The 13,230-nt window shown below is 58.7% G+C and carries 15 protein-coding genes, 1 tRNA gene and 2 pseudogenes; 3 read left to right on the forward strand and 15 right to left on the reverse strand.

The window, feature by feature from the left end:
• Positions 1–319: 319 nt before the first annotated feature.
• Positions 320–774, reverse strand: a pseudogene (locus HX830_RS26445) (DNA adenine methylase); the annotation flags it as partial.
• Between the two features lie 100 nt (positions 775–874).
• On the opposite strand from HX830_RS26445, the pseudogene HX830_RS32220 reads away from it, so the two are divergent.
• Positions 875–1,227 (forward strand): annotated as a pseudogene (locus HX830_RS32220) (integrase); the annotation flags it as partial.
• Between the two features lie 78 nt (positions 1,228–1,305).
• Here the strand turns inward: HX830_RS32220 and HX830_RS26450 are convergent.
• The 9 genes from HX830_RS26450 to thrS all read right to left on the reverse strand — a co-directional run bounded on the left by HX830_RS26450 (position 1,306) and on the right by thrS (position 8,773).
• A tRNA-Pro gene (locus HX830_RS26450) sits at positions 1,306–1,382 on the reverse strand.
• A 91-nt stretch (positions 1,383–1,473) separates the two neighbouring features.
• Positions 1,474–1,830: a MerR family transcriptional regulator gene (locus HX830_RS26455; RefSeq protein ID WP_017128239.1), complete on the reverse strand. Its 357-nt coding sequence runs from the start codon at positions 1,828–1,830 to the stop codon at positions 1,474–1,476.
• Positions 1,811–2,113, reverse strand: a complete 303-nt coding sequence (ihfA, locus tag HX830_RS26460) for an integration host factor subunit alpha (protein ID WP_002553164.1) — start codon at positions 2,111–2,113, stop codon at positions 1,811–1,813. The genes HX830_RS26455 and ihfA overlap by 20 nt, the downstream gene beginning before the upstream one ends.
• A 3-nt stretch (positions 2,114–2,116) precedes the next feature.
• Positions 2,117–4,498: a phenylalanine--tRNA ligase subunit beta gene (gene pheT, locus HX830_RS26465; RefSeq protein ID WP_103496467.1), complete on the reverse strand. Its 2,382-nt coding sequence runs from the start codon at positions 4,496–4,498 to the stop codon at positions 2,117–2,119.
• Positions 4,499–4,533: 35 nt separating this feature from the next.
• A complete protein-coding gene (gene pheS, locus HX830_RS26470) occupies positions 4,534–5,550 on the reverse strand; it encodes a phenylalanine--tRNA ligase subunit alpha (protein ID WP_103496466.1) in 1,017 nt (338 codons plus the stop codon).
• A 110-nt stretch (positions 5,551–5,660) separates the two neighbouring features.
• Positions 5,661–6,017 (reverse strand): 50S ribosomal protein L20, encoded by a 357-nt coding sequence (gene rplT, locus HX830_RS26475; protein ID WP_100940175.1) that lies wholly within the window; start codon positions 6,015–6,017, stop codon positions 5,661–5,663.
• Positions 6,018–6,044: 27 nt separating this feature from the next.
• Positions 6,045–6,239 (reverse strand): 50S ribosomal protein L35, encoded by a 195-nt coding sequence (rpmI, locus tag HX830_RS26480; protein ID WP_002553160.1) that lies wholly within the window; start codon positions 6,237–6,239, stop codon positions 6,045–6,047.
• Between the two features lie 60 nt (positions 6,240–6,299).
• Positions 6,300–6,851, reverse strand: coding sequence for a translation initiation factor IF-3 (gene infC / locus HX830_RS26485; protein WP_177103717.1), 552 nt, complete (start codon positions 6,849–6,851; stop codon positions 6,300–6,302).
• Entirely contained in the window at positions 6,851–8,773 is a 1,923-nt protein-coding gene (thrS, locus tag HX830_RS26490) for a threonine--tRNA ligase (protein WP_103496465.1), read from the reverse strand. Before thrS ends, infC begins: the two co-directional genes overlap by 1 nt.
• Positions 8,774–9,148: 375 nt before the next feature.
• Here thrS and HX830_RS26495 point away from each other — a divergent pair, with 375 nt between their 5' ends.
• On the forward strand, positions 9,149–9,448 hold the full coding sequence (locus HX830_RS26495) for a hypothetical protein (protein WP_152739923.1): 300 nt from the start codon (positions 9,149–9,151) through the stop codon (positions 9,446–9,448).
• Between the two features lie 293 nt (positions 9,449–9,741).
• Positions 9,742–9,954 (forward strand): cold-shock protein, encoded by a 213-nt coding sequence (locus HX830_RS26500; protein ID WP_003179963.1) that lies wholly within the window; start codon positions 9,742–9,744, stop codon positions 9,952–9,954.
• 71 nt (positions 9,955–10,025) lie between these two features.
• Here HX830_RS26500 and HX830_RS26505 read toward each other — a convergent pair whose 3' ends face one another.
• The 5 genes from HX830_RS26505 to rbsK all read right to left on the reverse strand — a co-directional run bounded on the left by HX830_RS26505 (position 10,026) and on the right by rbsK (position 13,212).
• Positions 10,026–10,352, reverse strand: a complete 327-nt coding sequence (locus tag HX830_RS26505) for an I78 family peptidase inhibitor (RefSeq protein ID WP_103496463.1) — start codon at positions 10,350–10,352, stop codon at positions 10,026–10,028.
• A gap of 171 nt (positions 10,353–10,523) precedes the next feature.
• Positions 10,524–10,829: a hypothetical protein gene (locus HX830_RS26510; protein WP_103496462.1), complete on the reverse strand. Its 306-nt coding sequence runs from the start codon at positions 10,827–10,829 to the stop codon at positions 10,524–10,526.
• 4 nt (positions 10,830–10,833) lie between these two features.
• Positions 10,834–11,862, reverse strand: coding sequence for a nucleoside hydrolase (locus tag HX830_RS26515; RefSeq protein WP_177103632.1), 1,029 nt, complete (start codon positions 11,860–11,862; stop codon positions 10,834–10,836).
• Positions 11,863–11,890: 28 nt separating this feature from the next.
• Positions 11,891–12,295 (reverse strand): D-ribose pyranase, encoded by a 405-nt coding sequence (gene rbsD / locus HX830_RS26520; protein ID WP_103496460.1) that lies wholly within the window; start codon positions 12,293–12,295, stop codon positions 11,891–11,893.
• A complete protein-coding gene (gene rbsK / locus HX830_RS26525) occupies positions 12,292–13,212 on the reverse strand; it encodes a ribokinase (RefSeq protein ID WP_177103634.1) in 921 nt (306 codons plus the stop codon). Before rbsK ends, rbsD begins: the two co-directional genes overlap by 4 nt.
• Between the last annotated feature and the right edge of the window lie 18 nt (positions 13,213–13,230).

Consider the following 13,230-nt stretch of genomic DNA (forward strand, 5'->3'; position numbering starts at 1 on the left):
AAAAATTCCAAATATTACGCTATCTTCACAAAGCAATATAGTTATACCTACTCGCAGAGCCATAGCATTCATAGCGGCGCTACTACTCACGCTCCCCATCCTGTGTGTTCATGGTGGGTAGACAGTTGGTGGGCAGAGAGAAGTCAAGTCAGCCCCCTACCTCTTCCCCCCGCCGCCGCCCCACGATAGACACGACTCTGCGGGATTCTATAGCATTTAATATGCTTAAAAGGTGGAAATTGCACCCTGATGCACCTAAAGAATGAGGATGCATTCCTCACCCCGGGGGGCCGGGGCCGACTCCAGACAGCAGCTAGGCTCAGCAAAACCACCCCGAAACTCTTGGCTCCCAATTTGTAATCAGCAGCTCAGAACTGACATCGAAAACTCTCTGCTTCTGGCGAACAGTGCTGTATCAAACGCATAACCGCTCACAATGAACCCCACCAAACACACACCGAGTATCCGGATGGTCGTTGATGCTGACCATCACCCTGCCCTTGCAACGCCTCATGAAATCGGCCATCCGCTCGTAGTTTTCAAACGGGAAATCGGCTCCATACCCGTGGTCTGCCAGTAAGGCGGGTCCATATGGTGGAAGGTGTGCGCGCGATCGTAGCGTTCGGCGCAGTCCAGCCACGGAAGGTTCTCAGCGTAGGTTCCGGCCAGGCGCTGCCACGCGTCCGAGAGATTTTCCTCGATTCTTAACAAATTGATAGCTGGTGTGGTAGTGGCGGTGCCAAATATCTGCCCCGAGAAAGGAGCAGCGTGATGGCCCCAAGGCCACGCAACAAGTCAAATAAGAGATTGCCACAAAATCTCTATTTGGATGATCGGCGCGGAACATATCTCTATCGGCGGCCAACTGATGGGACGTGACAACATCGCCTCGCCCTACCTTGTGCACCGATGCGGGACCGCCTGAAACAGAGGCAAGAGCAGACCAAGGATCACTGGGCCAAGGTTGAAGAACGATATTTAACGCGAGCATTCAAGGAGGCCAGAGAGGCGCCCGGATGCTACGCGGGGTGGAAGGAGGAAGAGATGCCTGGATTTCATGAGGTCAGGGCGCTGTCACTGCACCTGTACCAGAAGGTTGGGAAGGAGGGGCAGAAATCGCCGGCCATGCGAGCGAGAGCATGACCAATAAACTACCAGCGCGACCACGCAGAAATCGTCTGGTCTGAAGCAATTCCAGACCTGAATATCAGCAAAATCACCGGGTAGTTTTGCGCGGGTTTTGCGCAGATACAAAAAAGCCGATCCATCTGATCGGCTCAAGTGTCTGATTTTACTCAGGAATTATGGTCGGGACGGAGTGATTCGAACACTCGACCCCTAGCACCCCATGCTAGTGCGCTACCGGACTGCGCTACGCCCCGACTAGGCGTGAAACTGGGTTTTGCTTCTTGTGGAAGCGAGGAGAAATATACCGCAAGCTTTTGAAATGTCAAAGTATTTTAAAACCTTGAATCACTTCTTCAGCACCACCAGCACATCCTCCAGCTCCGAGATCATCTGGCGGATCAGTTGCTTGTACTGGGTGCTGTCATCCTTGGCCTCATCGCCGGAGAGACGCAGACGCGCCCCGCCGATGGTGAACCCCTGGTCGTACAGCAATGCGCGAATCTGCCGGATCATCAGCACGTCATGGCGCTGATAATACCGGCGATTGCCACCACGCTTGGCGGGGTTGAGTTGAGGAAACTCCTGTTCCCAGTAACGCAGCACGTGCGGTTTTACCGCACACAGCTCGCTGACTTCACCAATGGTGAAGTAGCGTTTGCCTGGGATCGGCGGAAGCTCGTCGTTATGACTTGGTTCCAGCATAGGCCTCAACTCGGGCTTTCAACTTCTGCCCTGGACGAAAGGTGACCACACGGCGAGCCGTGATCGGGATTTCCTCTCCCGTTTTTGGATTGCGGCCAGGCCGCTGGCGTTTGTCCCGCAAGTCAAAATTGCCGAAACCCGACAGTTTGACCTGCTCGTTGTCTTCGAGAGCGTGTCTGATTTCTTCAAAAAACAGTTCGACCAATTCCTTGGCCTCCCGTTTGTTCAGACCCAGCTCCTCGTAGAGACGTTCCGCCATTTCAGCTTTCGTCAGAGCCCCCATACGTCACTTCCTTAACGTGGCGTTCAACCTGGTTTCGAGCGAGGTGAGGATATTTTGCGTCGTGGAATTCACCTCATCGTCATTAAGAGTGCGCGATGGATGCTGCCAGGTCAAGCCAACTGCAAGGCTTTTTCTATGCGGATCAATGCCTTTACCCTCATAGACGTCAAAGAGCCTGAGCTCTGTGAGCCATTCGCCTGCATTTTCACGGATTACGTCCAGCACGGCACTGGAGGCCACGCCTTTGTCCGCCAGCAACGCCAGGTCACGACGCACTTCAGGAAAGCGCGACAGCTCGCTGAATTTAGGCATTTTTCCCAACGCCACTTCAGCCAATACCAGCTCGAAAACGAAGACCGGACGGTCGAGACCGAGGGTTTTCGACAATTCAGGGTGGATTGCGCCGATGAAACCGACCAGACGCCCTTCCCGCTCGATGCGCGCGGTCTGACCCGGGTGCAACGCTGGGTGTTTGCCCGGCACGAACGTGAACGAATCCAGTGCACCGGCAAAGCCCAGCAGCGCTTCCACGTCAGCCTTGACGTCGAAGAAGTCGACGGTGTCGCGACCCTGTGCCCAGCCTTCCGGCAGACGGCTGCCGCACACCACGCCAGCCAGCATCGGCTCTTGCTTCAGGCCTTCCAGCTGACCGACAAAACGCAGGCCGCTTTCGAACAGACGCACGCGATCCTGCTGACGGTTCAGGTTGTGCTGCAACGCCTTGACCAGACCTGGCCACAGGGACGAGCGCATGGCCGCCATGTCGTTGGAGATCGGGTTGGCCAACAGCAACGGCTCAACGCCCGGGTTGAACAGTTCGAACTGCTTAGGATCGATGAAGCTGTAGGTGATCGCTTCCTGGTAACCACGGGCCACCAGCAGGCGACGCAGCTCAGGCAGGTCGCTACGGGCTTCAGCCTTGGCTTGTGGCGCCAGGCGAGCTTGCGGGTAACGAACCGGCAGGCGGTTGTAGCCGTACAGGCGCGCCAGTTCTTCGATCAGGTCGACTTCCAGGCTGATATCGAAGCGATGGCTTGGTACTTCTACCTGCCACTGCCCTGCTCCGCTGGCGACAATGCCCAAGCCCAGGCCGGACAACAGGCGCTCGACCTGCGGTGCATCCATTTCCATGCCCAGCATCTGGGTGATGCGCTCGGCACGCAAGGTCACCGGAGCAATGGAAGGCAGGTGCGCTTCGCTGACGGTTTCGATGATCGGGCCAGCTTCGCCACCGGTGATTTCCAGCAGCAGGCCAGTGGCGCGCTCCATGGCTTCACGGGCCAGTTGCCAGTCCACACCACGCTCGTAGCGGTGCGAGGCATCGGTGTGCAGGCCATAGGAACGAGCCTTGCCAGCGACGGCGATCTGATCGAAGAACGCGCTTTCAAGGAAGATGTCACGAGTGGTCGCGGTGTTGACGCCGCTATGCTCGCCCCCCATCACGCCGGCAATCGCCAGGGCGCGGGTGTGGTCGGCAATCACCAGGGTATCGCTACGCAGGGTGACTTCCTGACCGTCGAGCAGCACCAGCTTCTCGCCCTCTTCAGCCATGCGCACGCGGATGCCGCCATTGATCTCGGAAAGATCGAAAGCGTGCAGCGGCTGGCCCAGCTCGATCATCACGTAGTTGGTGATATCGACGGCGGCGTCGATGCTGCGTACGTCGGAACGACGCAGGCGCTCGACCATCCACAGCGGGGTCGGCTTCGACAGGTCGACGTTACGGATCACACGGCCCAGGTAACGCGGGCAGGCTGCCGGCGCCAGGACTTCGATCGAACGGACTTCGTCGTGTACAGCAGGCACAGCCGGTACTACCGGACGGACGACCGGAGCGGCATACAGCGCGCCGACTTCACGGGCCAGACCGGCCAGGGACAGGCAGTCGCCACGGTTCGGGGTCAGGTCGACCTCGATGCTGGCGTCGTCCAGGCTCAGGTAGACACGAATGTCTTCGCCGACCGGCGCATCAGCCGCCAGCTCCATCAGGCCGTCATTGCCTTCACCGACCTGCAGCTCGGCTTGCGAGCAGAGCATGCCGTTGGACTCGACGCCGCGCAGCTTGGCTTTCTTGATCTTGAAGTCGCCCGGCAGTTCGGCACCGATCATCGCGAACGGGATCTTCAGGCCCGGGCGCACATTCGGCGCGCCGCAGACCACCTGGAAGGTCTCCGAACCATTGCTGACCTGGCACACGCGCAGCTTGTCGGCATCCGGGTGCTGTTCGGTGCTGAGGACTTCACCGACAACCACACCACTGAACGCGCCGGCGGCCGGCGTGACGCTATCGACCTCAAGACCGGCCATGGACAGACGAGCGACCAGCTCGTCGCGGCTCACTTGCGGGCTTACCCAGCCACGCAGCCATTGTTCACTGAATTTCATCCTGCTCTCCTAATAGATTCGTTACGGGCCGCGACCTAGCGAAATTGCGCGAGGAACCGCAAGTCGTTGTCGAAGAACAGGCGCAAGTCGTTCACGCCGTAACGCAGCATGGCCAGGCGTTCAACGCCCATGCCGAAGGCAAAGCCCTGGAACTCTTCCGGATCGATCCCGGACATGCGCAGCACGTTCGGGTGAACCATGCCGCAGCCCATGACTTCCAGCCAGCCGGTCTGCTTGCAGACGCGGCAGCCTTTACCGCTGCACATCACGCATTCCATGTCGACTTCAGCGGACGGCTCGGTGAACGGGAAGTAGGAAGGACGGAAACGCACCGCCAGTTCCTTCTCGAAGAACACCCGCAGGAACTCTTCGATGGTGCCTTTCAGGTCGGCGAAGTTGATGTCGCGATCCACCAGCAGGCCTTCGACCTGGTGGAACATCGGCGAGTGGGTGATATCCGAGTCGCTACGGTACACACGGCCTGGGCAGACGATGCGGATCGGCGGCTTTTTCGATTCCATGGTGCGGACCTGTACCGGCGAGGTATGGGTGCGCAGCAACATGTTGGCATTGAAATAGAAGGTGTCATGCATCGACCGAGCCGGGTGATGGCCTGGGATGTTGAGCGCTTCGAAGTTGTGGTAATCGTCTTCCACCTCGGGACCTTCGGCGATGCCGTAGCCGATGTGGGTGAAAAATTGTTCGACACGTTCCAGAGTCCGGGTAACCGGATGCAAACCACCGGAAGTCTGGCCGCGGCCAGGCAGGGTCACGTCAATGGACTCGGCCGCGAGCTTGGTGGCCAGGTCGGCCTCCTCGAACGACGCCTTGCGCGCATTGAGAACCTCTGTGACACGCTCCTTGGCGACGTTGATCAGCGCACCGACTTGCGGACGCTCTTCTGCTGGCAAGCTGCCCAGGGTCTTCATCACCTGAGTCAATTCACCTTTCTTGCCAAGGTACTGAACCCGGATTTGCTCCAGGGCATTGATATCTTCAGCGCTTTGCACAGCCTCGAGAGCTTGAGAGACCAGCGCGTCCAGGTTTTCCATGTACAGACTCCAGATACGAAATAGGGGAAGAGCTTAAAGGCTCTTCCCCTATTTATGACGTTTGACACCGAGCCCCGCAAAAACGAAACCCGGTGATTGTCGGGGGGTACTTAAGCCAAGGTGGCTTTAGCTTTCTCGACAATCGCAGCAAACACCGCTTTTTCGTTCACAGCCAGATCAGCCAGAACCTTACGGTCGATTTCGATCGACGCTTTTTTCAGGCCAGCGATGAAACGGCTGTAGGACAGACCGTTGATACGCGCACCAGCGTTGATACGAGCGATCCACAGAGCGCGGAACTGACGTTTTTTCTGACGACGGTCGCGGTAGGCGTATTGGCCTGCCTTGATGACCGCTTGCTTGGCAACACGGAATACGCGCGAGCGAGCGCCGTAGTAGCCTTTTGCAAGTTTCAGAATCTTTTTGTGACGCTTACGGGCAATGACGCCACGCTTTACACGAGCCATGAGTTACTTCCTCTATTCAACCAAAAATTAACGAAGGCGCAGCATGCGCTCGACTTTTGCCACGTCAGACGGATGCAGCAAGCTGCTACCGCGCAGTTGACGCTTACGCTTGGTCGACATTTTGGTCAGGATGTGGCTCTTGAAAGCGTGCTTGTGCTTGATGCCGTTAGCAGTTTTCAGAAACCGCTTGGCAGCACCACTTTTAGTTTTCATCTTTGGCATGTTCGGATACTCCGCATTCAGTTGATAAACATAACCGCAAGGCCTGCCGTGCCCTGGTGGTTACTTCTTCTTTTTCGGGGCGATGACCATAATAAGCTGGCGTCCTTCCATCTTAGGATGCTGTTCGACCGAACCGTACTCGAGCAGGTCACCTTCAACCCGCTTGAGGAGTTCCATCCCCAGCTCCTGGTGGGCCATCTCACGACCGCGGAATCTCAAGGAAACCTTGGCCCTGTCCCCATCACTCAGGAAACGTACCAGGTTGCGCAGTTTTACCTGGTAATCCCCTTCCTCCGTCCCTGGACGAAACTTGATTTCTTTAACCTGCACTTGCTTCTGGTTTTTCTTCGCAGCAGCAATTTGCTTTTTCTTTTCGAAAATCGACTTGCCGTAGTCCATCACCCGGCAGACGGGTGGCACTGCATCGGCGGAAATCTCCACCAGATCCAGTTTGGCTTCTTCGGCAATCCGAAGCGCTTCATCAATCGAGACGATGCCAATCTGCTCGCCATCAGCGCCAATTAACCGAACCTCGCGTGCCGAGATATTCTCGTTGATCGGGGCCTTCGGTGCAGCTCGTTTATCTTGTCTCATTTCACGCTTAATAGTAATTACTCCGAATCTGGGCGACCACGCCGGGAAACCGCTTGCGCGAGGAACTCGGCGAACTGGGCGACGGGCATCGAGCCCAGGTCAGCACCTTCACGAGTACGCACAGCGACAGTCTGCATCTCGACTTCCCGATCTCCGATAACCAAAAGATAGGGAACCTTGAGCAAAGTATGCTCGCGGATTTTAAAGCCGATCTTTTCATTTCTCAAGTCGGACTTGGCACGAAATCCGCTTTCGGCCAGAGTTTTTTCGACTTCGAGGGCAAAATCAGCCTGCTTGTCCGTGATATTCATGATCACGGCCTGGGTTGGCGCCAGCCAGGCAGGGAACGCACCCTCGTAGTGTTCGATCAGAATCCCGACGAAACGCTCGAAGGAGCCGAGGATCGCCCGGTGCAGCATGACCGGGTGCTTACGGCTGTTGTCTTCGGACACGTATTCGGCGCCCAAACGGATCGGCAGGTTGAAATCGAGCTGCAGGGTACCACACTGCCACACGCGACCGAGACAGTCCTTGAGCGAAAATTCGATTTTCGGACCGTAGAAGGCGCCTTCGCCCGGCTGCAGGTCGTACGGCAGGCCGGCGCTGTCGAGCGCGGCAGCCAATGCGCTTTCGGCGCGATCCCACAATTCGTCGGAACCCACGCGCTTTTCAGGGCGGGTGGACAGCTTCATTTCGATGTCTTTAAAGCCGAAGTCGGCGTAGACATCCATGGTCAGCTTGATGAACGCCGCGGATTCAGCCTGCATCTGCTCTTCGGTGCAGAAGATGTGGGCGTCGTCCTGGGTGAAAGCCCGAACGCGCATGATGCCGTGCAGCGCACCCGATGGCTCGTTACGGTGGCAGGCACCGAACTCGGCCAGGCGCATCGGCAGCTCGCGGTAGCTCTTCAGGCCCTGGTTGAACACCTGCACGTGGCACGGGCAGTTCATCGGCTTGATGGCGTAGTCGCGGCTTTCCGACTGGGTGGTGAACATGTTTTCGGCGTAGTTGGCCCAGTGCCCGGATTTCTCCCACAGGGAGCGATCGACCACTTGCGGGGTCTTGATCTCCAGGTAGCCATTGTCACGCTGCACCTTGCGCATGTACTGCTCGAGCACCTGGTACAGGGTCCAGCCGTTCGGGTGCCAGAACACCATGCCCGGCGCTTCTTCCTGGGTATGGAACAGGCCCAGGCGCTTGCCGATCTTGCGATGGTCGCGTTTTTCCGCTTCCTCGATACGCAGGACGTAAGCAGCCAGTTGCTTCTTGTCGGCCCAGGCCGTGCCGTAGACGCGCTGCAGCTGCTCGTTCTTGGCATCACCGCGCCAGTAGGCGCCGGACAGCTTGGTCAGCTTGAAGGATTTCAGGAAGCGGGTGTTCGGCACGTGCGGACCACGGCACATGTCGACGTATTCTTCGTGATAGTACAGACCCATGGCCTGTTCATTCGGCATGTCTTCGACCAGGCGCAGCTTGTAGTCTTCGCCGCGCTGGGTGAACACGTCGATGACTTCGGCGCGCGGCGTGACCTTCTTGATCACGTCGTAGTCTTTTTCGATCAGCAACTGCATGCGCTGCTCGATCGCGGCCAGGTCGTCCGGGGTGAACGGACGCTCGTAGGCGATATCGTAGTAAAAGCCTTCATCGATGACCGGACCGATGACCATTTTCGCCGTCGGGTACAGCTGCTTGACCGCGTGGCCAACCAGGTGCGCGCAAGAGTGGCGAATGATCTCCAGCCCCTCTTCGTCCTTGGGCGTGATGATTTGCAGGGTCGCGTCGCTGTCGATCAGGTCGCAGGCGTCGACCAGCTTGCCGTTGACCTTGCCGGCCACGGTGGCCTTGGCCAGGCCGGCGCCAATGGAAGCGGCGACCTCGGCTACGGAAACCGGATGGTCGAACGAACGTTGACTGCCGTCGGGAAGAGTAATAGTGGGCATGGCGCCTCCTCTCCTAGTGGTGACCCCTACCAAAGGTCACGTGGGTTGGGATGAGCAGCCAGTACGCGATTCGTCCAGCCGTTTAATGAAAAACGCCTGCCGCACAGTGGCAGGAGCCGTAAGGCCAACCGGAAGCGAACCAGAGTGACTGGAGTTCAAAAAAAGGGTTGATGGCTCGGTATCGAGCGCGAGACACGACTGCAATACCAAAAATAACCAAGTCTGGGATGCTAGCACAGATGAACGGTCATCGCCTCGTTCACAAACTGCTAAAGTCGCGGGGTTTTGTGTCAGGGCTGAACTTGCTCCACGCTCTCACCCTCAAATACCTAGAATGCAGCACCGTATCCACCCGTCTCCAAGGAGTACCCGAACATGCGTCTGATCCACCTTTTCGCCTTTGCCGCCCCGCTCGCCCTGCTGTTGCCACTGAGCGCGCAGGCCGCCTGGCCGGCCGGCGCCAAAGCCAGCTACATGAAAGACTGTGTTGGCGCGGCCAGCCAGAGCGTCAACCCGACCGTGGCCAAGCAGCACTGCACCTGCGGCGCCGATGTCATCGAGAAAAAATTCACCTCCGAGGAAATCACTCAGTTGATGAACGCCAAGACCATGCCGCCGGAGGAGCTGCGCAACCGCGCCTTGAAAGAAATCGCCGTCTGCAAGGTGCAGAAGTAACCCGCAGCCACGGGGCTTTTGGGCCTCAAACCGGGTGAAAAACAGCGGAAAAAGTGATTTTTATCAATATTTACGCAGCTTTTATGGGTTTTTTTAGGGGCTGTCGTTTTCAGTGAAAGCCTTTAAAACCGGGGCCTCCAGCCAATAAAACGGCTAAACAAAGGGCAGCGGATGGGCAATCCGTTGCTGGGGGGGGCTCCCAAGTCGAACATTTCGACTATGATAGCCCAGTGTGCCCAGTTGGCCTGAGCAGCACAGTACTACTGAAAATATATGTTTCTTGGAGATACACCATGTCTAATCGCCAAACCGGCACCGTAAAATGGTTCAACGATGAAAAAGGCTTCGGCTTCATCACTCCTCAAGGTGGCGGTGACGACCTGTTCGTACACTTCAAAGCTATCGAAAGCGACGGTTTCAAAAGCCTGAAAGAAGGCCAGACCGTTTCCTTCGTGGCTGAGAAAGGCCAAAAGGGTATGCAAGCTGCACAGGTTCGTCCGGAGTAAGTTTCCGCGAACTGAAAAAACCCCGTCCATGCGACGGGGTTTTTTATGGGCGCTACAAAAGCCCGGCAGCCTTAACCGCAGTTGGCGCGAATGATTTTGCCGCTGCTGTCGGTGTTGAGATTCAGACGGTCCGAACGGTACTCCAGGGTCACCATGTCGTTAGGGCCGAGGACCCGTGCGCTCTGCGCGCCGCTACGGGTACGAGCCTGTTGCAGCAGCGCGGCCGTGGCCGTCTGGCCGATGGTGAAATCGGCGCCTTTGGCTTCACAACGATCGTAAGTGATCTGGGCGCCCGAGTCCTTGGCAGACTCTTTAGCCGCGGATGACTCGGAGGTGGAGCAACCCGCCAGTACCGACAGGGCGAACAGCGTCCCCAGGGATGCAAGCTTCCAAGGCATGAAGCCTCCTTCAAATAAAATAAGTAGAGTGCGTGCGACCGCGATTTGCACCATTGGTTGCACGCAAGGTGTCAGATCATCCGATTCCGACAGCCGCCGCTGACAAGTCTGCCTGAGCTGTCGGACGACTTCTGCGGGGAATCGTGACTGAATATGAACGAGCGCTGCCGCTCAGTAGATATCGATGTAATCGAAGGGCGGGTTGGGCCAGTTCTGCTTCAAGGCATTGTACACCTGCATGACCCAGACCTCGTCGGCGGCCGCGACCTTGCCGACGTAGCCGGAGCCCGCCGCCCAGGTTTCCAGGCGGAACAGCAGGTCGTCGATCTGCGCGCCGCCGACAACCCCCGAGGAGATATAGGCCATACCCGAGCGCGTTACGCGCAGCTGGGTATGCACCTCGTCACTGGCCGCCGCGAGCATCTGGCGCACGGCGTCCTGGGTCAGGTTGTCAGGGTTGTTCAGATCGATTTGCATGTAGTCACTTAAGGCGTGCCAGACGCTCTGTCAGCAAGTTGAAGAAGCCTTGGGCATCGCCATTCTCGACCCAGAACACGTTCTTGGGCTGTTTCAGGCCGTCGTACCAGTCGACGATGGTCTGGCCGAAGGTCGGGCCTTCACGGCTGTCGATCACCAGGTTGACCTGACGTCCGCTGAACAGCTCGGGCTTGAGCAGATAGGCGATAACGGTGGCGTCGTGTACCGGGCCGCCAGGAATACCGTAGTGTTCCATGTCGCCCTTGACGTATTCGTTGAGGATATCACTGACCACCTTGCTGGCGTTGTTGTTCAGTGCCGCGATCTGCTTCAGGCGCTCGTCGCTGGTGAGGATCTTGTGGGTCACGTCCAGCGGCAGGTAGGTCAGCTTGATGCCACTCCTGAGTACCACTTCGGCGGCCTGGGGATCGGCGAACATATTGAACTCGGCGACCGGAGTGATATTGCCGCCGTTGAAGTGCGCACCGCCCATGACCACCACTTCCTTGATGCCCTGGGTGATCTCGGGGTCCTGGATCAAGGCCAGGGCCAGGTTGGTTTCTGGCCCGAGCATGGCCAGGGTGATGCTGTGGGGCTTGGCCGCGCGCAGGGTCTCGATCAGGTAGTTGACCGCGTTGCCCTTGGCCAGGGGCGCCTTGGGTTCATGCACGGCAACCCCGGAGATGCCTTCCTTGCCGTGGATATTCTCGGCATAGATCGGCGTGCGCATCAGCGGCTTGGGCGCACCGGCGTAGACCGGCACGTCTTCGCGCCCTGCCCACTCGCGGGCCAGGCGGGCATTACGCGAGGTCTTGTCCAGGCGCACATTACCCGCCACGGTGGTCAGCGCACGGATATGCAGCTCTTCCGGCGAGGCCAGGGCGAACAGCAGTGCCACCACATCATCGGCCCCCGGGTCGGTGTCGATGATCAGATCGATCTTTTCCGCCGCCTGGGCGCCTGTAGCCGTGAGAAAGGACAAAATCAGCAGACTCCGAAACCAGCGTTGCAAGATCTGAGCATAGCGTTGCATAGCGCACTCCTTGTGCGAGAAAGAACAGTTAGAACGTAACGCCGGCCACCAGCACGACATTGCAATAAGGCTGGCATTCACCGGTGCGGATCACAGCCCTGGCCTTGCGGTTGAGCACTTTGAATTCTTCATGGCTGAGCAGCCGGCGCTGCCCCATGGCGCCCTCGGCGTTCAGCGCGTCGAGGTGTTCCAGCGCCGGTGGGCGCTTGAGCAGAATCTCCTCGGCCAGCACATGGCTCTCCACCTGCATTTCGCTGAGTATCGTGCGCAGGGTGCTGACGAAATCGGGGATGCCGTGGGTCAGGGCCAGGTCGATCAGTTCCACACCCGGCGGGACCGGCAGGCCGGCGTCACCGATCACCACCATGTCGCCGTGGCCAAGGGAAGCGATCAGGCGCGACAGGGCAATATTGAGCAAAGGTGTTTTTTTCATGGCGATTTGAAACCTTGTACGTCGGACAAGTGGGGAATGGACGGCTGGGCGCCGGCACGGGTGACCGACAGCGCCGCCGCGACCTGGCCGAAGCGAATGGCCTCGGCCTCGCTTTGCCCCTGGGCCAGCGCCGCCGCGAAGCCGCCGACAAAGGTGTCGCCGGCCGCCGTGGTATCGAGGGCCTTGACCTTCGGCGCCGGGAAATGCGCAAAGCCCTGGCCGTCGGCGAACAGCGAACCCTGGGCACCGAGGGTGACGATCACCTTCCCTGCCCCGGCGGCCATCAGTTGGGTCGCGGCCGCCTGGGCACTCGCCAGGGAATCCACCGGCAGGCCGCTCAGGGCCGAAGCCTCGCTTTCATTGGGAATCAGGTAGTCGATGGACGCGTACCAGTCGGCCGGCAGCGGCGCACTGGCCGGTGCCGGATTGAGAATCACGATCTTGCCCAGTTCGCGCCCACGCTTGAGCGTGTAGCCGACGGTTTCCATCGGCACTTCCAGTTGGCAGATGATCACATCCGCCTCCTGCAGCACCGCGTCAACCCCCTTGAGCACCTCCGGGGAGAGACAACCGTTGCCCCCGGCGACAATCACAATGGCGTTCTGGCTGTTGTCATCGACAACGATCAGCGCGACGCCACTGGACACGCCCGGTGCCACGGTAACGGCCTGGCAATCGATGCCCTCCGCCAACAACGCATCGCGCAGTTGCGGACCGTAGGCATCGTCACCCACGCAGCCGATCATCGACACCGCGGCCCCCAGGCGCGCGGCCGCCACGGCCTGGTTCGCGCCCTTGCCGCCGGACACCGTGGCGAACGACTGGCCCACCAGGGTCTCCCCGGCCCGCGGCAAGCGCTCGGCACGGGTGACCAGGTCCATATTGAGGCTGCCCACCACCACTACTTTTGCTTGCATACATCAGTACCCATCAAT

It is taken from the genome of Pseudomonas gingeri (genome assembly GCF_013385425.1).
In the GTDB taxonomy this organism is placed as follows: domain Bacteria; phylum Pseudomonadota; class Gammaproteobacteria; order Pseudomonadales; family Pseudomonadaceae; genus Aquipseudomonas; species Aquipseudomonas gingeri_D.

Excerpts from the sequence above, each read along its gene's own strand:
- rbsK (WP_177103634.1), bottom strand. The coding sequence starts at position 13,212 with ATGCAAGCAAAAGTAGTGGTGGTGGGCAGCCTCAATATGGACCTGGTC.
- rplT (WP_100940175.1), bottom strand. The coding sequence starts at position 6,017 with ATGGCTCGTGTAAAGCGTGGCGTCATTGCCCGTAAGCGTCACAAAAAG.
- thrS (WP_103496465.1), bottom strand. The coding sequence starts at position 8,773 with ATGCCCACTATTACTCTTCCCGACGGCAGTCAACGTTCGTTCGACCAT.
- HX830_RS26515 (WP_177103632.1), bottom strand. The coding sequence starts at position 11,862 with ATGCAACGCTATGCTCAGATCTTGCAACGCTGGTTTCGGAGTCTGCTG.
- HX830_RS26510 (WP_103496462.1), bottom strand. The coding sequence starts at position 10,829 with ATGCAAATCGATCTGAACAACCCTGACAACCTGACCCAGGACGCCGTG.
- ihfA (WP_002553164.1), bottom strand. The coding sequence starts at position 2,113 with ATGGGGGCTCTGACGAAAGCTGAAATGGCGGAACGTCTCTACGAGGAG.
- HX830_RS26505 (WP_103496463.1), bottom strand. The coding sequence starts at position 10,352 with ATGCCTTGGAAGCTTGCATCCCTGGGGACGCTGTTCGCCCTGTCGGTA.
- HX830_RS26500 (WP_003179963.1), top strand. The coding sequence starts at position 9,742 with ATGTCTAATCGCCAAACCGGCACCGTAAAATGGTTCAACGATGAAAAA.
- pheS (WP_103496466.1), bottom strand. The coding sequence starts at position 5,550 with ATGGAAAACCTGGACGCGCTGGTCTCTCAAGCTCTCGAGGCTGTGCAA.
- HX830_RS26495 (WP_152739923.1), top strand. The coding sequence starts at position 9,149 with ATGCGTCTGATCCACCTTTTCGCCTTTGCCGCCCCGCTCGCCCTGCTG.
- pheT (WP_103496467.1), bottom strand. The coding sequence starts at position 4,498 with ATGAAATTCAGTGAACAATGGCTGCGTGGCTGGGTAAGCCCGCAAGTG.
- HX830_RS26455 (WP_017128239.1), bottom strand. The coding sequence starts at position 1,830 with ATGCTGGAACCAAGTCATAACGACGAGCTTCCGCCGATCCCAGGCAAA.
- rpmI (WP_002553160.1), bottom strand. The coding sequence starts at position 6,239 with ATGCCAAAGATGAAAACTAAAAGTGGTGCTGCCAAGCGGTTTCTGAAA.
- rbsD (WP_103496460.1), bottom strand. The coding sequence starts at position 12,295 with ATGAAAAAAACACCTTTGCTCAATATTGCCCTGTCGCGCCTGATCGCT.